This is a genomic window from Caballeronia sp. Lep1P3 (assembly GCF_022879595.1).
In the GTDB taxonomy this organism is placed as follows: domain Bacteria; phylum Pseudomonadota; class Gammaproteobacteria; order Burkholderiales; family Burkholderiaceae; genus Caballeronia.
This window is the reverse complement of sequence record NZ_CP084265.1, coordinates 2,871,569-2,890,463: the sequence shown is the minus strand read 5'-3', so window position 1 is coordinate 2,890,463 and position 18,895 is coordinate 2,871,569. Positions and strand designations below refer to the sequence as shown.

General features: G+C 65.7%; 19 protein-coding genes. 15 read left to right on the top strand and 4 right to left on the bottom strand.

Annotated elements, in window-relative coordinates; translation table 11 throughout:
* Window positions 1-38 precede the first annotated feature (38 nt).
* The 8 genes from LDZ27_RS13545 to LDZ27_RS13510 all read left to right on the top strand — a co-directional run bounded on the left by LDZ27_RS13545 (window position 39) and on the right by LDZ27_RS13510 (window position 6,840).
* The gene (locus LDZ27_RS13545; protein WP_244814575.1) at window positions 39-998 is read left to right on the top strand and encodes an MlaD family protein; all 960 of its coding nucleotides are present in this window, start codon (window positions 39-41) and stop codon (window positions 996-998) included.
* 51 nt (window positions 999-1,049) lie between these two features.
* A complete protein-coding gene (locus LDZ27_RS13540; RefSeq protein ID WP_244814574.1) occupies window positions 1,050-1,655 on the top strand; it encodes an ABC-type transport auxiliary lipoprotein family protein in 606 nt (201 codons plus the stop codon).
* Between the two features lie 49 nt (window positions 1,656-1,704).
* Entirely contained in the window at window positions 1,705-2,892 is a 1,188-nt protein-coding gene (locus LDZ27_RS13535; RefSeq protein WP_244814573.1) for a VanZ family protein, read from the top strand.
* A 30-nt stretch (window positions 2,893-2,922) separates the two neighbouring features.
* Window positions 2,923-3,252, top strand: coding sequence for a ferredoxin (locus LDZ27_RS13530; RefSeq protein WP_244814572.1), 330 nt, complete (start codon window positions 2,923-2,925; stop codon window positions 3,250-3,252).
* 10 nt (window positions 3,253-3,262) lie between these two features.
* Window positions 3,263-3,889 carry an alpha/beta hydrolase gene (locus tag LDZ27_RS13525; RefSeq protein ID WP_244814571.1) on the top strand — a complete coding sequence of 209 codons (627 nt, stop codon included), beginning with the start codon at window positions 3,263-3,265 and terminating at the stop codon, window positions 3,887-3,889.
* A 466-nt stretch (window positions 3,890-4,355) separates the two neighbouring features.
* Entirely contained in the window at window positions 4,356-5,582 is a 1,227-nt protein-coding gene (locus LDZ27_RS13520) for a D-alanyl-D-alanine carboxypeptidase family protein (protein WP_244814570.1), read from the top strand.
* A 33-nt stretch (window positions 5,583-5,615) separates the two neighbouring features.
* The gene (locus tag LDZ27_RS13515; RefSeq protein WP_244814569.1) at window positions 5,616-6,533 is read left to right on the top strand and encodes a D-amino acid aminotransferase; all 918 of its coding nucleotides are present in this window, start codon (window positions 5,616-5,618) and stop codon (window positions 6,531-6,533) included.
* A gap of 10 nt (window positions 6,534-6,543) precedes the next feature.
* Entirely contained in the window at window positions 6,544-6,840 is a 297-nt protein-coding gene (locus LDZ27_RS13510) for a DUF493 family protein (protein WP_244814568.1), read from the top strand.
* Here LDZ27_RS13510 and LDZ27_RS13505 read toward each other — a convergent pair.
* Entirely contained in the window at window positions 6,824-7,777 is a 954-nt protein-coding gene (locus LDZ27_RS13505; protein WP_244814567.1) for a transcriptional regulator GcvA, read from the bottom strand. The two genes, LDZ27_RS13510 and LDZ27_RS13505, sit on opposite strands and share 17 nt — an antisense overlap.
* 123 nt (window positions 7,778-7,900) lie before the next feature.
* Here LDZ27_RS13505 and LDZ27_RS13500 point away from each other — a divergent pair, with 123 nt between their 5' ends.
* The 6 genes from LDZ27_RS13500 to LDZ27_RS13475 all read left to right on the top strand — a co-directional run bounded on the left by LDZ27_RS13500 (window position 7,901) and on the right by LDZ27_RS13475 (window position 15,171).
* Window positions 7,901-8,227 carry a DUF2917 domain-containing protein gene (locus tag LDZ27_RS13500; protein WP_244814566.1) on the top strand — a complete coding sequence of 109 codons (327 nt, stop codon included), beginning with the start codon at window positions 7,901-7,903 and terminating at the stop codon, window positions 8,225-8,227.
* A 71-nt stretch (window positions 8,228-8,298) separates the two neighbouring features.
* A complete protein-coding gene (gene lipB, locus LDZ27_RS13495; protein WP_244814565.1) occupies window positions 8,299-9,096 on the top strand; it encodes a lipoyl(octanoyl) transferase LipB in 798 nt (265 codons plus the stop codon).
* The gene (gene lipA, locus LDZ27_RS13490) at window positions 9,093-10,079 is read left to right on the top strand and encodes a lipoyl synthase (RefSeq protein ID WP_244814564.1); all 987 of its coding nucleotides are present in this window, start codon (window positions 9,093-9,095) and stop codon (window positions 10,077-10,079) included. Before lipB ends, lipA begins: the two co-directional genes overlap by 4 nt.
* Window positions 10,080-10,509: 430 nt before the next feature.
* Window positions 10,510-11,790, top strand: a complete 1,281-nt coding sequence (locus LDZ27_RS13485) for a dicarboxylate/amino acid:cation symporter (RefSeq protein WP_244814563.1) — start codon at window positions 10,510-10,512, stop codon at window positions 11,788-11,790.
* A 22-nt stretch (window positions 11,791-11,812) separates the two neighbouring features.
* Window positions 11,813-13,798: an ATP-binding protein gene (locus tag LDZ27_RS13480; protein WP_370653320.1), complete on the top strand. Its 1,986-nt coding sequence runs from the start codon at window positions 11,813-11,815 to the stop codon at window positions 13,796-13,798.
* 32 nt (window positions 13,799-13,830) lie between these two features.
* A complete protein-coding gene (locus tag LDZ27_RS13475) occupies window positions 13,831-15,171 on the top strand; it encodes a sigma-54 dependent transcriptional regulator (RefSeq protein ID WP_244814561.1) in 1,341 nt (446 codons plus the stop codon).
* A 51-nt stretch (window positions 15,172-15,222) separates the two neighbouring features.
* Here LDZ27_RS13475 and LDZ27_RS13470 read toward each other — a convergent pair whose 3' ends face one another.
* The gene (locus LDZ27_RS13470) at window positions 15,223-15,759 is read right to left on the bottom strand and encodes a TlpA disulfide reductase family protein (protein ID WP_244814560.1); all 537 of its coding nucleotides are present in this window, start codon (window positions 15,757-15,759) and stop codon (window positions 15,223-15,225) included.
* A 156-nt stretch (window positions 15,760-15,915) separates the two neighbouring features.
* Here LDZ27_RS13470 and LDZ27_RS13465 point away from each other — a divergent pair, with 156 nt between their 5' ends.
* Window positions 15,916-16,512 (top strand): hypothetical protein, encoded by a 597-nt coding sequence (locus LDZ27_RS13465; RefSeq protein ID WP_244814559.1) that lies wholly within the window; start codon window positions 15,916-15,918, stop codon window positions 16,510-16,512.
* Window positions 16,513-16,877: 365 nt separating this feature from the next.
* Here the strand turns inward: LDZ27_RS13465 and LDZ27_RS13460 are convergent, their stop codons facing one another.
* Window positions 16,878-18,434, bottom strand: a complete 1,557-nt coding sequence (locus LDZ27_RS13460; protein WP_244814558.1) for a YifB family Mg chelatase-like AAA ATPase — start codon at window positions 18,432-18,434, stop codon at window positions 16,878-16,880.
* A gap of 95 nt (window positions 18,435-18,529) precedes the next feature.
* Window positions 18,530-18,790: an accessory factor UbiK family protein gene (locus LDZ27_RS13455; RefSeq protein ID WP_244814557.1), complete on the bottom strand. Its 261-nt coding sequence runs from the start codon at window positions 18,788-18,790 to the stop codon at window positions 18,530-18,532.
* Window positions 18,791-18,895 lie beyond the last annotated feature (105 nt).

Sequence of the window (18,895 nt, the reverse complement as noted above, 5' to 3'; positions counted from 1 at the left end):
GGCGAGCGACGCCGCGCAAAGGGACAAGGAACCTGCCGATGGAAAACAAATCACACGCGTTCTGGACCGGCCTGTTCACGATCGTTCTGTTGCTCGCCATCGCGTTCGCGGCGTTCTTCTTCAACGTCGATCGCACGGTGCGCGTGCCATATGACCTGATCGCGCGCACGAACGTGACCGGCCTCTTCACCGATGCCGCCGTGCGTTATCGCGGTCTCGGTGTCGGCAAGGTAGAGTCGATCCGCTTCGATCGCGCGCATCCGGGGCAGATTCGCATCCGCATTCTCGTCGACAAGAACGCGCCGATGACGCATTCCACGTTCGCGACGCTCGGCTTTCAGGGCGTGACGGGCATCGCGTTCGTGCAACTGGACGACACCGGGCGCGATACGACGGCGCTCGCGTCGTCGCCGCAGCACGTCGCGGAAGTGCCGATGCGTCCCGGTCTTTTCGAGCAACTACAGGAGCGCGGCGACGTGATCTTGCACAAGTTCGAGCGCCTGTCGGAAGACGCGGACAAGTTCCTCTCCGACGACGTGCGCGATCAGCTTCTCGACACGACGAAGAGTCTCAAGGGCGCCGCCGACGGCATCGCGTCGCTCGCGAGCCAGGTCGCGCCCGCCACCGCGCATCTGCCGCAGACGTTGAGTCAGCTCGACCGCACGCTGGCATCGACGAATACGCTCATTCAGATGCTCAACCGGGAGAACGGGCCGTTCGTGACGAATCTGAACAAGGCGGGCAACGCGGCGGATCAGGCGGCGGCGGCGCTCTCGGACATGAACGAGTCGCTGCGCGAAATGACGGCGCGCGTGGGCTTCGAAGCCTTGCCGCGCCTCTATTCGTTCACCGAGGACGTGGCGAGCGCCGCGCGCTCCGTCGACCGCGCCGCCGATACGTTCAGCACGAGCCCGCGCAGCGTGCTGTTCGGCGCGCCGTCGATGCCGCCGGGGCCGGGCGAGCCGGGCTTCGCCTGGCCCGCGAAGCCGGTTCATTGAAAACGGTCCATTTGAAGCGTCAGGGCTCAGAAAGGATAACGAAGGAACGCCATGCCACTTGCAGACTTCAACCGACCGATGGCGCTCGCGCTCGCCTGCATCGCGATGCTCGCGGGATGCGCGTCGGACCCGGGCGCGACGCCGAACGCGCGCTACGACCTCGGCCCGCCGCCCGCAGCGAGCGCAGCGTCGGTGGCGCCCGCGCCCGCGCCGATCAAGGTGCTGGCCGTGAGCGCGCCGCGCAATCTCGAAACCGATGCGTTCGTCTATCGGCTGAGCTATGTCGATGCGCAGCGCACGGGCGCCTATGCCACGAGCCACTGGACGATGCCGCCCGCGCAGCTTCTCACGCAGCGCCTGCGCGATGCGCTGTCCGCGCGCGGCCCCGTTCTCACCGGCGCGGACCCGGTGCGCGCCGCGCTGCTGGAAGTCGAGCTGACCGGCTTCGAGCAGGTCTTCGATGCGCCGGGACAAAGCCACGGCGTCGTCTCCGTGCGCGCGACGCTCACGCAGCAGGGCCGCGTGCTCGCGCAGCGCGCGTTCGCCGCGAGCGCGCCCGCTCCGAGCGCGGATGCGTCGGGCGGCGCGCGGGCGCTCGCGGCGGCATCGGACGATCTGATCGGCCAGTTGAGCGCATGGCTCGCCGCTTCACGATGACGTCGCGTGTCAGCGTAGTGCCGCTCGCACGCAGGCGGCCGGGCGGCTCATGACGATCAAGCAATGGCAGCGCCGTCCATCGGCGTTCTCGCGTCAGGCGCTTCTCGCGTATGCGGCGCTCGTCGTGTACGGCTCGCTGTATCCGTTCACCGGCTGGCGTTCGCTCGGCATCGGGCCGTTCGCGTTCATCGCCGATCCGATCCCGCAGTACGTCACGGCATTCGATGTCGTCACGAACGTGCTCGGCTACATGCCGCTCGGCGCGCTGATCGTGCTCGCGCTCTATCCGCGCCGGCGCGGCTCGGTCGCGGTCTGCGCCGCGTTCCTCGGCGGCGCGCTCCTGTCCGGCGCGATGGAATCCATTCAGACGTATCTGCCGACGCGCGTCGCCTCCAATCTCGACCTCGCCGCGAATGCGCTCGGCGCGCTCATCGGCGGCGTGCTGGCCGCCCCGGCGACGAGCCCGCTGCTCGACCGCGGCTTTCTGCGGCGGATTCGCTTCGCATGGTTCGAGCGGCACGCGGCGTATGTGATCGGGCTGTCGGCGCTGTGGCCGTTCGCGTCGATGTTTCCCGCGCCGTATCTCTTCGGCGGCGGCGACTTGCCGCGCGTGCTGTGGGACACGCTCGATCCGGCGATGCAGGACGCGCTGCTGGTTTGGGCGCCCGCCGCGTGGGACGTCGAAACGTGGCCGGACCGCCTCGGCGCGCTCTTGCCCGACGATTCGTGGGAAGCGCTCATCACGTCGTCGAACCTGTTCGCGGCGCTCGTGCTCGTGACGCTGCTCACGCGCGAGCGCGCGCCTCGCATCCGGCTGATGTTCACGCTGATCGCGGCGACGCTCTTCGCGAAAGCGGGCGCGTCGTTCCTGCAATCGCGCGCGGGGCTGACGTTCGACTGGGCCACCGACGGCGCGCTCGAAGGCATCGCCATCGGCGCGGTGGCGGGCGTGCTCGCGGTGTCGCTGCCGCGCGCGCTGCGCGCGGCGCTCGCGGGCGCCGCGCTCGTCGTCGGACTGGCGCTCGTCAATCTGCTGCCGGTGAATCCGTACTTCGACATCGTGCTCGCGGACTGGCGGCAGGGACGCTATCTGCACTTCAACGGGCTGCTGCACTGGCTCGCGTGGGTGTGGCCGTATGCGGCGCTCGGATGGCTCGCGTCGGCGGCGGAGCGGGCGTGGCTCGCGCGGCGGCGCACGCGCCCCGCGAACGGCAGCGACAAACATCGCTCGCTATAATCGACCGACACCTCTCATCCGCCGACGCTCATGGACTCCTTCTACAAGTACCACGTCTTTTTCTGCCTCAATCAGCGCGAGCCGGGGGCGTCGCGCCCGAGCTGCGCGAACTGCAACGCGCAAGCCATGCAGGAGCACGCGAAAAAGCGCGTGAAGAAGCTCGGTCTCGCGGGCGAGGGCAAGGTGCGCATCAACAAGGCGGGGTGCCTCGACCGCTGCGAACAGGGGCCGGTCGTCGTCGTGTATCCGGAGGGCGTCTGGTACACGTATGTCGATGAAACCGACATCGACGAAATCGTCGATTCGCATCTCGCGAACGGGAAGATCGTCGAGCGTCTTCTGATCGATCAACCCGCCTGACGCTCTCTCCATGAACGCGCAAACAGAAAAATTCCTGATCGACGGGCCGGCGGGCAAGATCGAAGTCGCGCTCGATCGGACAGAGGCCGCGCCGCGCGGCATCGCGCTCGTCGCGCATCCGCATCCGCTTTTCGGCGGCACGATGGACAACAAGGTTGCGCAGACGCTCGCGCGCACTTTCGTGCAGCTCGGCTACACGACGTATCGCTCGAACTTTCGCGGCGTCGGGCAGACGGCGGGCGAGCACGACGACGGCATCGGCGAGCGCGAGGACCTGCTCGCGGTCATCGCGCACATGCGCGCGCAGCCCGGCCAGGCCGACATGCCGATCGTGCTCGCGGGCTTTTCGTTCGGCACTTTCGTGCTGTCGCATGTCGCGAAGCGTCTCGTCGAAAGCGGGCAGGCGATCGAGCGCATGGTGTTCGTCGGCACGGCGGCGAGCCGCTGGGAAGTCGCGACGGTGCCCGAGAACACGCTCGTGATCCACGGCGAAGTGGACGACACGGTGCCCATCGCGTCCGTGTACGACTGGGCGCGGCCGCAGGAATTGCCGGTCGTCGTGATTCCGGGCGGCGAGCACTTCTTCCATCGCAAGCTGCATATTCTGAAGCGCGTGATCGTCGATGCCTGGCGCTGACGCCTGTGCGCTGAAAGCGTTTCGAAGGCTTCGCGCCGCATCGTTTCGCGGGCCGGATCGTGCGCCGGGATTTCGCTCGCGGCGTCGCCGGAAAAGCGTGAATATGCGCTGAATGCAGCCGGATTGCGCTCAAGCGCGCGGTGCCCCGCGCGTATAATGGCGCAGAATTTTTTGCCGCGGCTTTTGGGGTCGACGCTTGTCGTCTCGACCCTATCGCGGCAAACGCCCGACGCAGATGCCGGCTCTCATGCCGGCAACGCGACGTTCCAAATCAAACGTTTGAGAACCGATAGCGCGGCCGTCTGTCGAATGAGCGCTTCTTCGCCGCCGCGTTTTAAGCGTGCGGGCTTCCGGCCTTCGGACGAAGAGCGCGACCGGCACGAACGGTCTGCCTGTTCAACCCGCGCTTCGCCGCCTTGCGGATCATCCCGGGCGTAGCGCCGATGCTCTTTCTGCCGACCGACCTATGCGCTTTTTCCCTTCCGGCTTTTCTGCTTCGTCCGTTTCCGTATCCGTTTCCGCTCCCCGTCATCGCGCGTTCAAGGCCGCCATCGTGCTGCCCGCCGTGCTCGCCGCCGCGAGCGCGTTCGCGCAAGTCGCGCCGCCCGCGGTGACGGCGCGCTCGTGGGTGCTCGTCGATGCCACGAGCAATCAGGTGCTCGCATCGGGCAATCCGGACGAGCGCGTCGAACCTGCGTCGCTCACCAAGCTGATGACCGCGTATCTCGTATTCGACGCGCTCAAGTCCAGGAAGATCAACATGGACCAGACCGTGATGCCGAGCGAGGCCGTGCGCCGCGTGCGCACGGACGAGTCGCGCATGTTCATCGAGGCGAACAAGCCGGTCACCGTGCATGACCTCGTGTACGGCATGATCATCCAGTCGGGCAACGACGCCGCCATTGCACTCGCCGAACTCGTCGGCGGCAGCGAAGCCAACTTCGTCAATCTGATGAACGGCGCGGCGCAGCGCATCGGCATGAAGCACACGCACTATGCCGACGTGAACGGCATGCCCGACCCGCAGCACTACACGACGGCGGGCGATCTCGCCGTGCTCTCGACGCGCCTCATCCGCGACTTCCCCGAGTACTACAGCATCTTTTCGGAGAAGGAGTTCACGTACAACAAGATCAGGCAGCCGAACCGCAACCGCCTGCTGTGGCTCGACCCGACCGTCGATGGCCTGAAGACCGGCCACACGAAAGCCGCCGGCTACTGCCTGATCGCGACGGCGAAGCGCTCGCTCGTCGGCACGCCGGACGCGAGCCGCCGTCTCGTCGCCGTGATGATGGGCGAGCCGAAGGAATCGGCGCGCGTGCAGGACAGCCTCAAGATGCTGAACTACGGCTACACCGCGTATGACGCGCTGCGTCTCTACAAGGCGAACCAGGTGGTCGAGACGCCGCGCGTGTACAAGGGCACGTCCGACACCGTGCAGGCGGGCGTCGAGACGGATCAGTACATCACCGTGCCGAAGGGCCTCGGCGACAAGGTGAAGCCCGCCATCACGCGCAACGACCTTCTGATCGCGCCGATCAAGAAGGGCCAGCAGATCGGCAACGTGCGCATGATGGCGGACGGCAAGGAAGTCGCGCAGTTCCCGCTCGTCGCGCTGCAGGACGTGCCGCAGGCCGGCATCTTCGGCCGCCTGTGGGATTCCGCGCTGCTCATGTGGCAAAAGAAGAAGTAATCGCGTTGTTCTCGTTCTGACGGAGCGGTTCCGATGACCCAGACGCAAGCCGACGATTTCAACCCGACGGTCTATCTGAACGGCGAATGGGGGCCGCTTTCCGAAGCGCGCATTCCCGTGCTCGACCGCGGCTTTATCTTCGGCGACGGCGTCTATGAAGTCGTGCCGCTTTACGCGCAGAACGACGGCACGCGCCTGCCGTTTCGCCTGACGCAGCATCTCGCGCGGCTCGCGCGCAGCCTCGGCAAGATCCGCATCGAGAATCCGTTCGACGATGCCGGCTGGCGCGCGCTCATCGCCCGCGCAATCGATGCGAACGCCGGCGCCGGCGACGCGCTCGTGTATATCCAGGTCACGCGCGGCGTCGCGAAGAAGCGCGGCCACGCGTTTCCGGCGGGCATCACACCGACCGTCTTCGTGATGCTGAGCCCGCTCGTCTTTCCGGGCGCCGCGAGCCGCGCGCAGGGCGCGGCGGCCGTCACTGCCGAGGACAGGCGCTGGCTGCATTGCGACATCAAATCCGTCTCGCTGCTCGGCAACGTGCTGATGGCGCAGCACGCGGCGGAGAACGACGCGCTCGAAACCATCCAGTTGCGCGATGGCTTGCTTACCGAGGGTTCGTCCTCAAATGTGTGGGTAGTCAAGGACGGCGCGCTGCTGGGCGCGCCGCGCGGGCCACGCATTCTCGAAGGCATCCGTTATGGGCTTATCGAGGAACTCGCGGCCGAAGCCGGCATTCCGTTCGAGGAACGCGACATCACCGAGGCCGAACTGCGCGCCGCCGACGAAGTCATGATCTCTTCGGCGACGAAGGAAGTCATGCCGATCACCACGCTCGACGGCAAACCGGTGGGCGGCGGCGCCCCCGGCCCGGTCTATGCTGCGCTTTATGACGCCTACCAGCGGGCGAAGGCGCGCGAGTTCGCGGCAAGCGCGATGCGCGCCGGTTAAGGAGAAAGCCATGTCTCAATCGCAAAATCCAAGCGGCAATGCCGCGAGCACCGACGACCTCTTCAACTTCCCCTGCGATTTCCCGATCAAGGTGATGGGCAAGTCGCACCCGGAGTTTCAGGACACGATCGTCACCGTGATCCGCGCGTTCGACGGCGAATTCGACGTCACGCGCGTCGAGGCGCGGCCATCGTCCGGTGGCAACTACACCGGGCTTACCTGCACGGTGCGCGCGCAGAACCGCGCGCATCTGGACGACATCTATCGCGCGCTCACCGGGCATCCGATGGTCAAGGTAGTGCTCTGAGCTTGCCCGCGGGCGCATCGCACGCGGCGGGCGTGCGCTCGTAGAGCAGCCTGAACTGCTCCGCTTCCGCGAAAATCCACGCACGAAACGCCTGAACGCGCGTCGTCGCCAGCAACTCCGGCGGACACACGAAAAAATAGGTCCACGGACTCGGACCATCCACGTTGAAAAGCCTCACGAGCCGCCCGTCGATGATTTCCTGCATCGCGAGCGAGCGCCGCACGAGCGCAATCCCCTGGCCGTCGATGGCCGCCTGCAGCAGATTCGACGAATCCTCGAACAGCACGCCGCGCTTGGGTTCGGGCATCTCCGGCAGGCCTGCCGCATCGAACCACGGTCGCCACAGTTCGTCGCCCGAACGCAAGAGCGGCAGCGTGGCGAGGTCGGCCGGCACGCGCGGCAGCGCGCCGCCGTTGAAGCGCGGCGAACACGCCGGAAAGAACACTTCGTCGAGCAACGGCTCCGCGTGCAAACCGGGGTACTTTCCGTAGCCGAAACGGATCGCGACATCCACGTCGTCGCGGCTGAAATCGGTGAGCGCGTTCGTCGACAGCAATTCGAGGTCGAATTCCGGATGCTTCTCGATGAACCCGCCCACGCGCGACGTGAGCCAGCGCGCCGAGAACGACGACAGCATCGAAACGACGAGCCGCCTGTCGCGGTCGCCGGAACGGATGCGCCGCGTCGATTCCGCGAGCGCGACGAGCGCCGCGCGCACGTCCGCCGCGTATTGCCGGCCGCGATCGGTGAGACGCACGCGCTTGCCGTCGCGGGCGAATAGCGCGACGCCCAGTTCCGCCTCCAGCGCGCGAATCTGATGACTGACGGCGCCGTGCGTGACGAACAGTTCGTCGGCGGCGCGCGAAAAGCTCTCGTGGCGCGCGGCGGCTTCGAAGGCGCGCAGCGCGTTCAGCGCGGGAAGCTGGCGCAGGTCCATGGGGATGTTGGTCGATGGCGTTGTCAATCCGGCTCACATAGCGGTGAAAATTGATCGTTTGGTCCCAGGCCTTGCCACGTCTACGATTGTAGTCATCGAAACGTTCCGTTGGCGGAGTGGATCATGCGAGAAATTTCAACAAGCATCACGTTCGAAATCCGGCCGGGCGAAACGGTGCCGATGCGAATCGCGCGCGGCACGCGCCTGACCGTGCACGGCGCGCCTGTCTGGGCCACGCGCAGCGACGACATCGAGGATTACTGGCTCGCGCCCGGCGACCGTCTCAAGCTGCGCGAACGCGAGCGGCTCTGGCTTTCCGCTGAAGGCGACAAGCCGGCGTGCGTCGTCTTCACCATCGTGCCGCGCCGCGACGAACGCGCGATCCACTGGCTTTCGACCAGCATCGAGCGTCTTGCGCAGCGTTTGCGCGCAGGCTGGCGCACCGTCTGAGCATGCTGTCCGGCACATCTTCCCTTTCACGGCGGGCGGGCATGGAACGATTTCGGTAAACTACCGGCACCATGTCCGCCACGCCGCTTGCCCTTTCGTCCGAGATTTCCGCCGATCCCGTCACCGTTGTGCGCGACGTGACGCTGCGCTGGCGCGGCGTCGAGCCGTACAACGAGAGCTTCGACGCGATGCGCGCCTTCACTGACGCGCGCACGCCCGATACGCCCGATGAAATCTGGATCGTCGAACATCCGCAAGTCTTCACGCTCGGTCTGGCCGGCAATCCCGCGCACTTGCTGCTCGCCGACAGCGGCATTCCGCTCGTCAAGGTGGATCGCGGCGGGCAAATCACGTATCACGGGCCGGGGCAGATCGTCGCGTATCTGCTCATCGACTTGCGCCGCCGCAAGCTCATGGTGCGCGAGCTGGTGAGGCGCATCGAAGAGGCCGTGATCGAAACGCTTGCAACGTATAATCTCGCGACCGACCGCAAGGCCGGCGCGCCGGGCATTTACGTCGCCGAACCGTCGGCGCGACAGGCCGCGCAAGGCGCGAACGTTCGTCTGCATGGCGCGCATCGGGGCGCGAAGATCGCCGCGCTCGGGCTCAAGATCCGCAACGGCTGCAGCTATCACGGCGTCAGCCTGAACGTGAAGATGGATCTGCGGCCGTTCCTCGCGATCAACCCGTGCGGCTACGCGGGACTCGAAACGGTCGACATGGCGACGCTCGGCGCCGTGGCCGCCTGGCGCGACGTCGCACTGACGCTCGCGCAACGGCTGGCGCATCAGATCGACGGCACGCCGAGCGCCGCTCAACCGCAAGACGGCGAGAGCCGTTTAGCAGCATCTACCGGATCAACCGAATGACTGACGCAACCGCAAACCTCGCTGCCGACGCCGCTCCCGCCGGCTACGATGCCACCGCGAAGCAGAAGGCGCAGGCGAAGACATCGCGCATTCCGATCAAGGTCGTGCCGATCGAAAAGCTGAAGAAGCCCGACTGGATTCGCGTGCGCACCGCGACCGGCAACTCGCGCTTCAACGAGATCAAGACGATTCTGCGCGAGCACAACCTGCATACGGTGTGCGAGGAAGCGAGCTGCCCGAATATCGGCGAATGCTTCGGCAAGGGCACGGCCACGTTCATGATCATGGGCGACAAGTGCACGCGCCGCTGCCCGTTCTGCGATGTCGGCCACGGCCGCCCTGATCCGCTCGACGCGGAAGAGCCGATCAATCTCGCGCGCACCATCGGCGCGCTGAAGCTCAAGTACGTCGTGATCACGAGCGTGGATCGCGACGACCTGCGCGACGGCGGCGCGGCGCATTTCGTCGAGTGCATTCGGCAAGTTCGCGAGCATTCGCCGGAAACGCGCATCGAGATTCTGACGCCGGATTTTCGCGGGCGTCTGGACCGCGCGATCAATATCCTGACTGCCGCGCCCCCCGACGTGATGAACCACAATCTCGAAACGGTGCCGCGTCTCTACAAGGAAGCGCGTCCGGGCTCGGACTATCACCATTCGCTGAAGCTGCTGAAGGACTTCAAGGCGCTGCATCCCGAAGTCGCGACGAAATCCGGTCTGATGGTCGGCCTGGGCGAAACCGAAGAAGAGATTCTTCAGGTGATGCGCGATCTGCGCGCGCACGACGTGGACATGCTGACGATCGGCCAGTACTTGCAGCCTTCGGAGCATCATCTGCCGGTGCGCGCCTACGTGCATCCCGACACGTTCAAGATGTACGAGGAAGAGGCCTACAAGATGGGCTTCACGCACGCGGCCGTCGGCGCGATGGTGCGCTCCAGCTATCACGCGGACTTGCAGGCGCACGGAGCGGGCGTGGTCTGACGCGGCGCGCTGATCCGGCATCGAGAAACCCACGGCGACGTGGGTTTTTTTTCGGACGCGCTTGCCGTCGCGCGCATCGCGAAGCGGTCCGGAACCCCGGACGCGCTATTTCCGGATTTCCGGAATCCCGGAATCGTGCAAAAGGCGCATGCGAAAAACGCTATGCAAAACAATGCGTTGAGCGCGATGCAAACTGGCATCCCCCTTGCAATATGAAGCGCGGCCCGCGAAGCCGCCCATAAAAGTTCAAGGAGACACGCCAATGAACCATTTCGCTTTCAACCGTCCCTGAATCCGTCGACGTAGCGGCTCACGCTTACGCGACGCGATCCGACGTGCGCGGCCCTGCCACGCAACGACGCTTTGCCCGCTCTTCGCGGCTCGCCGCTGGCGCTTCTTTTGCCAACTGCTGACATTGCCTGGAACCATCGTGAAGAAACCTTTCTATAAAGTCCTGTACGTGCAGGTGCTCGTGGCCATCGCCATCGGGATTGCGCTCGGGCATTTCAATCCCTCGTTCGCCACCGACATGAAGCCGCTCGGAGACGGCTTCATCAAACTCATCAAGATGGTGATCGGGCCGATCATCTTTTGCACTGTCGTCACCGGCATCGCAGGGATGGAGGACATGAAGAAGGTCGGGCGCGTCGGCGGCAAGGCGCTGCTGTACTTCGAAATTGTGTCGACGTTCGCGCTGATCCTCGGCCTCATCGCGACGCATGTGCTCAAGCCCGGCGTCGGCTTCAACATCGATCCGGCCACGCTCGATCACAAGGCCATCGACACGTATGCCGCGAAAGCGCACGGCCAGAGCACGGTCGACTTCTTCCTGCACATCATTCCCGACACGCTGGTTTCCGCGTTCTCGCAAGGCGAAATCCTGCAGATTCTGCTGATCGCGCTCCTCTTCGGCGCGGTGCTCGCGCATCTGGGCGAGCGCGGCCGTCCGGTGACGAGCTTCATCGAAAGCCTGTCGAGCGTGCTCTTCGGCACGGTCGGCATCATCACGAAGCTCGCGCCGATCGGCGCGTTCGGCGCGATGGCGTTCACCATCGGCAAGTACGGCATCGGTTCGCTCGTGCCCATGCTCAAGCTGATCGGCACGTTCTATCTGACTTCCATCGTGTTCGTGGTCGTCGTGCTCGGCATCATCGCGCGCATGGTCGGCTTCTCGATCCTGCGCTTCGTCGCGTACATCAAGGAAGAGATGCTGATCGTGCTCGGCACGAGTTCGTCCGAAGCCGCGCTGCCGCAACTCATGCTCAAGCTCGAGAAGCTCGGCTGCTCGCGCTCGGTCGTGGGTCTCGTCGTGCCGACCGGCTATTCGTTCAATCTGGACGGCACCAACATCTACATGACGATGGCCGTGCTTTTCATCGCGCAGGCGACGAACACGGACCTCACGTGGGGTCAGCAGTTGACGCTGCTCGCCGTGACGATGCTCACGTCCAAGGGCGCGAGCGGCGTGACGGGTGCAGGCTTCATCACGCTCGCGGCGACGCTCGCCGTGGTGCCGACGATTCCGCTCTCGGGCATGGTGCTGATTCTCGGCATCGACCGCTTCATGAGCGAATGCCGCGCGCTGACGAACATCGTCGGCAATGGCGTGGCGACGGTCGTCGTGTCGGCGTGGGAGCGCGAACTCGACCGCAACAAGCTGCGCGCGGCGCTGCAGCACGGCGCCGACGACACCGAAGCGGAAACGGTCTAAGCCGTCTCCCGGCAAACTGGCCATGCGCGACGCGGCGAAGCACCGATCGGCGGATGCTTCGCCGCGCGCGTTTGCACGGGCGTATCCCGAAAACGCCTATGCCACAATGACGGATTCTCAGCCGCGGGAATCTGCCCAAGTGACGCGCCGCATCCTCGTGTTCTTCGCGCTCGCCGCGCTTTTCGCGGGATGCTGCGCGCTGACGTGGCATATCGCGTGGCAGCGCGGCATCGACGAATTGCGGCGCAACGCGGCGGCGCGCGTCGATCGCACGACGAGCACGCTTAAAAGCACGCTCGACCGCTACGAATATCTCCCGTATCTGCTTTCGCGCCATCCGTTCGTGCAGGACGTTCTCGTGACGCCCGATGCGCGCAACGTGGACCGGGCGAATCGCTATCTCGAAGACCTGAACCGCCGCGCGCACGCCACCGCGACGTATCTGATCCGCGCGAACGGCCTTTGCGTCGCCGCGAGCAACTGGCGCGGGCCGGACAGCTTCATCGGCGTGGAATATCGCTTCCGGCCGTATTTCGTGGATGCCGTGAAAGGCGGCGTCGGACGTTTCTTCGGACTTGGCACCATCTCGCTCGAACCGGGCTACTACATCTCGCAGCCGGTTTATCAGGAAGGCACGCGCGAGTTGATCGGCGTGGCGGTCGTCAAGCTGAATCTGGAATGGCTGCAAGGCGCGGACGCTTCCGAGCCGCTTCTCGTCACCGACGACCACGGCGTGATTTTTCTGTCGTCGGTGCCGTCGTGGAAATATCACACCGTGCGGCCGCTGCCGCAGAGCGTGGAGGCCTCCGTCTATCAGACGCGCCAGTACGCGCAGCAGCCGATCACGCCGCTGCCGATGTCGATCGTCGAAACGCTCGAAGGCGGCGCGCAGATCGTGCGCGTCGGCGGCGGCCGCAACGCGCCGAGCTTTCTCGCGACGCGGCGTTCCATCGGCGAACCCGATTGGCAATTGATCACGATGGCGCCGCTCGATCCCGTCGTAAGCGGCGCGCAGACGGCTGTCGTCGTGACGGGACTCGGCTTTCTCTCGCTGTGCCTGCTGGCGTTCTACTGGCGCATGCGGCGCGCGCGCGTGCGCGAAATGATCCGCAGCCGCGAGCTGTTGCAGACGGCGTATGCGGAACTGAATCAGCGCGTCGCGGAGCGCACGGCGGATCTTTCACAGGCGAACGCGCAATTGACGAAGGAAGTGAACGAGCGCACGCGCGCCGAGCAGGACTTGCGCGCCGCGCACGACGAACTCGTGCAGGCCAGCAAGCTCGCCGCGCTCGGGCAGATGGCGGCGGGCATCACGCACGAATTGAATCAGCCGCTCGCGGCGCTGCGCAGTTTCTCCGACAACACGCGCGTGCTGATCGAGCGCGGCGATCAGGCGGCGGCGCGCGAAAACCTCGAAGCGATTGCGGCGCTCACCGAGCGCATGGGCAAAATCACCAATCAGTTGAAGCTCTTCGTCGCAAAGGCGCGGCCCAAGAACGCGCGCACGGACGTGGCGCGCGCGCTGAGAAACGTCGTCGCGATGCTGCAGCCGCGTCTGAAGAACGTCGCGCTCGACATCGCGCCGGAACTCGAACGCGACGGCGCGCCGATCATCGTGCGCTGCGAGGACTTGCGGCTGGAGCAGGCGTTCATCAACTTGATCGGCAATGCGCTCGATGCCGTCGCGTCCTGCGACGCCCCGCGCATCGCGATCGAGCTGGATCTGCGAGCCGACGCCGTCGAGATCGTCGTGCGCGACAACGGGCCGGGCATTCCCGCCGACGCGCTCCCGCGTCTCTTCGAGCCGTTCTTCACGACGAAGGAGACCGGCCACGGACTCGGGCTCGGGCTCGCGATTTCATCGGCGATTGCGCGCGATTACGGCGGCACGCTCGTCGCGAGAAACCGCGTCGCGCCGATCGTCGCCGATGGCCCGGAAGGCGGCACGCAGGCCGACGCGGACCGCTCGCACGGCGCGGAATTCGTGCTGACGCTGCGCCGCGCGTGATTCACGTTGCAGAAACGATTCGAGGCAAGACCATGAGCACCGGTTTGCAGGTGATTTTCATCGAAGACGACGAACTCGTGCGGCGCGCGAGCGTGCAGAGCCTGCAACTGGCGGGCTTCGACGTGACAGGCCACGGCAGCGTGGAATCCGCCGCGCGCGCAATCGACGCGAAGTTCCCCGGCGTGATCGTGAGCGACATTCGTCTGCCGGGCGCGAGCGGTCTCGACCTGCTCGCGCAATGCCGCGAGCGCGCGCCCGACGTGCCGGTGATTCTCGTCACCGGCCACGGCGACATTTCGATGGCTGTGCAGGCCATGCGCGACGGCGCCTACGATTTCATCGAGAAGCCGTTCGCGTCCGAGCGTCTCGTGGAAGCCGTGCGCCGCGCGCTGGAGCGCCGCACGCTCGTGCTCGAGAATCAGGCGCTGCGGCGCGAACTCGCCGGGCAAAGCAGCGTCGCGCCGCGCATCATCGGGCGCAGTCCGGCAATCGAGCAGGTTCGCCGGCTGATCGCGAACGTCGCGCCGACGGATGCGTCCGTGCTCATCAACGGCGACACCGGCGCGGGCAAGGAACTGATCGCGCGCAGCCTGCACGACTTGTCGCCGCGCCGCGACAAGCCGTTCATCGCGGTGAATTGCGGCGCGCTGCCCGAGCCGATGTTCGAATCGGAGATGTTCGGCTTCGAGGCGGGCGCATTCACCGGCGCGCAGAAGCGGCGCATCGGCAAGCTGGAGCACGCGTCGGGCGGCACGCTTTTTCTCGACGAAATCGAAAGCATGCCGCTTTCGCTGCAGGTGAAACTGCTGCGCGTGTTGCAGGACGGCGTGCTGGAACGGCTCGGTTCGAACCAGCCGGTGCGGGCGAATCTGCGCGTGGTCGCGGCCGCGAAGGGCGACATGAACGAGCACGTCGCGGACGGCACGTTCCGGCGCGACCTCTTGTACCGGCTGAACGTCGTCACGATCACGCTGCCGCCGCTCAACGAGCGTCGCGAGGACATCGTGCCGCTTTTCGAGCATTTTCTGCTCGATGCCGCCGTGCGCTACGGGCGGCCCGCGCCGCTCCTCACCGACCGGCAGCGCGCCGAACTGATGCAGCGCGAGTGGCCCGGCAACGTGCGCGAGTTGCGCAACGCGGCGGACCGCATGGTGCTGGGCGTGATGGACGATATCGGCGTTTCGCCGGACATGACGACGCAATCGCTCAAGGAGCGCACCGAGCAGTTCGAGCGCGCGGTCATCGGCGAAACGTTGGAGCAGTGCGGCGGCGCGGTGGCGGTCGCGGCGGATCGCCTGCAAGTCGGCAAGGCGACGCTCTACGAGAAGATCAAGCGATATGGAATCGCGGTGAAAGGCGATTCCGAGCGGTGAAAAAACGAACGCCCGCGTGAAGCGGGCGTGCGGGCGCGCGGGTGTTTTGCGTCAGGCCGAGCCGAGCGCCTTGTCGAGCAGCGCGTCCAGTTCCGCGAACGTCGGTTCGCCGACATAGCGCTTGAGAATCTTGCCGTTTTTATCGATGACGAAGGTCGTCGGCGTGAGTTGCACGTTGCCGAATTGCTTGGCCGCGCTGCCGTCGTCCATCGCGACCTTGAACGGCAGATTGCGCGTCTGCGCGTAGTTGCTGACGTACATCGGCGCGTCGTAGTTCATCGCCACCGCGACGAATTCGAGACCGCGGCCCTTGAACTTGTTGTACGTGTGAATCATCTCGGGCATTTCCTTCATGCAGGTCTCGCAACTCGTCGCCCAGAAATTGACGAGATAGACCTTGCCCTTGAGATCCGCCGATGTGGAAATCTTCTGTCCCGATAGCAGCGTGAAAGTGGCGTCCGGCACGCGCTGCTGCCCGCCGAAGGCAAAGTAGCCGGTGCAGGCGATCACGCCCGCGACGAGCGCCATCACGATGTAGCGCAGCGGGCTCTTGGCGCGCGCGGGATTATCTTGCGTGGTTTGGGACATGGGAACCTCGGATTGCAGATTCGAGCGCCGCGGTGGACGCACATGCAATGGGAAAGTGCCGAGTATTTTAGCCCCAAACGCGCGGCGGCATCATGACGGCGGGGAAAGGCGCTGCATAGCGGCGCGATAATGATGCTTTCCACGCATCGAATCGACATGACGCACGTTTCTTCCCCCAACCCGGCGAAATTGCGCCGTTTCCTCGCACGGACTTCGCGCGCCGCCGCGTGCATCGCGCTGGGGTGCGCCGCGCTCGTCGCTTGCACGCCCGCCTACGACTGGCGCACCGTCACGAATAACGACGACGGTTACGAAGTGACGCTGCCCGCGAAGCCGCGCGCGGCGGAACGCAAGATCGATATTGCCGGCCAGCCGATAACGATGCGCATGCAAACCGCCGAAGCCGGCGACGCCGTTTTCGCGGTCGGCACGGTCGTGCTTCCGAGCGCCGATCCTGCGCTTCAGCGCGCCGCGCTCGACTATCTGGAGCAGGGCCTCGCTCGCAACGTGAACGCGCATCCCGACGCGCGCACGACCGAGATCGACCTCGCAGCGGGCGGCCACGTCACTGGCAGCGAAATGCAGATGCGCGGACAAGGCCGCGCCCAAAGCGGCGAAAAGCCCGAGGCGCGCACCATTCAGGCGCGCTTCGTCGCGCGGGGCGCGCATGTTTATCAAGTCGCCATCGTCTCGGATCACGCCCCGCCCGCCGAGCAGGCGGAACAGTTCTTCTCGTCCTTCAAGCTCTTTTAGAGTGCCTCCTCGAATCGACGACCCGCATCGTTCGGCGGCACACTCGTTCGCCTGCGCAAGTGAAAGTTCCGCGCAAGCATCCGCGCGTAATTCGCGGATTTGTCAGGACTTTTTCCGCTATCCACAATCTCTGTGGATAACTTTGTGGAGAACAACGTACGGTAGCGCGCCAAGCCCCGAAATTCGGGCGGCCGCTTACTTTGCCTTCGGACGCGGCAAGTTAAATAGTTCAATAAAATCAATAGTCTGGGCAATTGCTCCAAAGCGGCGGTTTGATGGGATGAAAACGAACCACGGATCGGCTCCGTGTGCATAAGTCAAGTCTTGACAAGCGATTTTCCACAAGTAAACGGACGCTTCGTTTCTCAGGCGATGGATAGCGCGCGCCGGTACTGCACGCCCTCCGCGACGTGTGCGGCGGTCGGCGCGTCGGCGCCCGCGAGGTCGGCGATGGTTCGCACGACCTTGAGCACCCGGTAGTGCGCGCGCGCAGACCAGCCGAAGCGTTCGCCCGCCGAGCGCAATAGCGCTTCGCCGGCGGCATCGAGGCGGCAGACGTCGTCGGCTTCGCGTCCGTCGAGTTCGCGATTGGTCTTGCCCTGCCGACGCAACTGCACGTCGCGCGCAGCGGACACGCGCGCCGCGACGTCCGCGCTCGATTCGCCGCGCTTCGCGCTGCGCGCCGACAACTCCGCAGGCGAAAGCGCGGGCAACTCGATCTGAATGTCGATGCGGTCCATCAGCGGGCCTGACAGCTTGCGCAGATAGCGCGCGGCGACATCAGGCGAGCATCGGCAACGGCCGGCGGGGTCGCCGCGCCATCCGCATGGACACGGATTCATCGCGGCGACGAGTTGGCAGGCGGCGGGGAAGTCGGCTTGTTGCGCGGCGCGCGAAATGGTGATGCGCCCGGCTTCCAACGGCTCGCGCAGCGTCTCGAGCACTTTGCGGTCGAATTCGGGGAGTTCGTCGAGAAAGAGAACGCCGAGGTGCGCCAGCGTGATTTCGCCGGGCTGCGGCGGATTGCGCCCGCCGACGAGCGCGACCGAACTCGACGAATGATGCGGCGCGCGAAAGGGCCGCTGCCGCCACTGCGCCGGGCTGAAGCCGAGCGTGCTCGCCGAGAGAATCGCGGCGGAGCTCAGGGCTTCGTCGTCCGTCATCGGCGGAAGGAGACCGGGCAGGCGCGCGGCGAGCATCGACTTGCCGGCGCCGGGCGGCCCGACCATCAGCAGATGATGCCCGCCCGCCGCCGCCACCTCGAGCGGGCGCCGCGCACCCGGATGGCCGATGACATCCGCGAGATCGGGCGACGCCGCGCCGCTCGCCGCGCAAAGCGTCTCGGCGCGCACCGGTCTCAGGCGCGCATCCGGCACACCGTTGAGGTGAGCGCAGAGCGTGGGAAGGTCCTCGGCGCCGTACACATCGATGCCCGGCACGAGCGCGGCTTCCGCTGCGCTTGCGAGCGGAACGTAGATTTGCGGCACGCGCGCGGCCTGCGCGTCGCGTGCGTCGGCGCCCGCGTACTGCCGGGCCGCGCCGCAGACCATCGCGAAGGCGCCGCGCATCGGACGCAGTGCGCCCGTCAGCGACAACTCGCCCGCGAACTCGCGATGCTCGAGCGATTCCGCCGGAATCTGCCCGCTCGCGGCGAGGATGCCGAGCGCGACAGGCAAGTCGAAGCGGCCCGATTCCTTCGGCAGATCGGCGGGCGCGAGATTGACGGTGATACGGCTCACGGGAAAGTCGAAGCCGCAATTCTGAAGCGCCGCGCGCACGCGCTCGCGGCTTTCGCGCACTTCGAGATCAGGCAGGCCGACGATGGAGAACGACGGCAGCCCGTTGGACAGATGGACTTCGACGACGACTTCCGGCGCGCGCCCAGGGGCGGGCGCGCGGCTGCGTACCACGGCAAGCGACATGATTTCACCTGAAACGGCGCACACCGCGATGGCTGCGCCGGCAATGAGACTAGGACTTCACGGCTCGCCGGCCGGGTACCAGAGGATGCGGCGCTTTAGTCCTGCGAAGCGCCGCTGCTCGAAAGCCGCTGCTCCAGCTGCGCGACGCGCTTCTCGAGTTCTTCCAGGCGCGCGCGCGTTCGCACGAGCACCTGCGTCTGCGTATCGAACTCTTCGCGCGTGACGAGATCGAGCTTCGAAAAGCCCTGCGAAAGCATGGCTCGCATATTTTTCTCTACATCCTTCGCGGGCGAATTCTTGAAAAGCTCGCTCATTTTCTGCTGCAGATCGTTGAATACGTCGTTGGGCTGCTTCATCGTTTTCTCCCTCGTGCACAGGAAATGTGCATTCATTGTTAGCTCAGTGCCCCGGATGGCCCGATGGTCGAACTTGGTGCGCGCACGCCGCGCGTTGAACCGCGC

What these genes read in the sequence shown, in the direction of transcription:
- LDZ27_RS13545 (WP_244814575.1), top strand. Translation starts at nt 39, where the DNA reads ATGGAAAACAAATCACACGCGTTCTGGACCGGCCTGTTCACGATCGTT.
- LDZ27_RS13540 (WP_244814574.1), top strand. Translation starts at nt 1,050, where the DNA reads ATGCCACTTGCAGACTTCAACCGACCGATGGCGCTCGCGCTCGCCTGC.
- LDZ27_RS13535 (WP_244814573.1), top strand. Translation starts at nt 1,705, where the DNA reads ATGACGATCAAGCAATGGCAGCGCCGTCCATCGGCGTTCTCGCGTCAG.
- LDZ27_RS13530 (WP_244814572.1), top strand. Translation starts at nt 2,923, where the DNA reads ATGGACTCCTTCTACAAGTACCACGTCTTTTTCTGCCTCAATCAGCGC.
- LDZ27_RS13525 (WP_244814571.1), top strand. Translation starts at nt 3,263, where the DNA reads ATGAACGCGCAAACAGAAAAATTCCTGATCGACGGGCCGGCGGGCAAG.
- LDZ27_RS13520 (WP_244814570.1), top strand. Translation starts at nt 4,356, where the DNA reads ATGCGCTTTTTCCCTTCCGGCTTTTCTGCTTCGTCCGTTTCCGTATCC.
- LDZ27_RS13515 (WP_244814569.1), top strand. Translation starts at nt 5,616, where the DNA reads ATGACCCAGACGCAAGCCGACGATTTCAACCCGACGGTCTATCTGAAC.
- LDZ27_RS13510 (WP_244814568.1), top strand. Translation starts at nt 6,544, where the DNA reads ATGTCTCAATCGCAAAATCCAAGCGGCAATGCCGCGAGCACCGACGAC.
- LDZ27_RS13505 (WP_244814567.1), bottom strand. Translation starts at nt 7,777, where the DNA reads ATGGACCTGCGCCAGCTTCCCGCGCTGAACGCGCTGCGCGCCTTCGAA.
- LDZ27_RS13500 (WP_244814566.1), top strand. Translation starts at nt 7,901, where the DNA reads ATGCGAGAAATTTCAACAAGCATCACGTTCGAAATCCGGCCGGGCGAA.
- lipB (WP_244814565.1), top strand. Translation starts at nt 8,299, where the DNA reads ATGTCCGCCACGCCGCTTGCCCTTTCGTCCGAGATTTCCGCCGATCCC.
- lipA (WP_244814564.1), top strand. Translation starts at nt 9,093, where the DNA reads ATGACTGACGCAACCGCAAACCTCGCTGCCGACGCCGCTCCCGCCGGC.
- LDZ27_RS13480 (WP_370653320.1), top strand. Translation starts at nt 11,813, where the DNA reads ATGCGCGACGCGGCGAAGCACCGATCGGCGGATGCTTCGCCGCGCGCG.
- LDZ27_RS13475 (WP_244814561.1), top strand. Translation starts at nt 13,831, where the DNA reads ATGAGCACCGGTTTGCAGGTGATTTTCATCGAAGACGACGAACTCGTG.
- LDZ27_RS13470 (WP_244814560.1), bottom strand. Translation starts at nt 15,759, where the DNA reads ATGTCCCAAACCACGCAAGATAATCCCGCGCGCGCCAAGAGCCCGCTG.
- LDZ27_RS13465 (WP_244814559.1), top strand. Translation starts at nt 15,916, where the DNA reads ATGACGCACGTTTCTTCCCCCAACCCGGCGAAATTGCGCCGTTTCCTC.
- LDZ27_RS13460 (WP_244814558.1), bottom strand. Translation starts at nt 18,434, where the DNA reads ATGTCGCTTGCCGTGGTACGCAGCCGCGCGCCCGCCCCTGGGCGCGCG.
- LDZ27_RS13455 (WP_244814557.1), bottom strand. Translation starts at nt 18,790, where the DNA reads ATGAAGCAGCCCAACGACGTATTCAACGATCTGCAGCAGAAAATGAGC.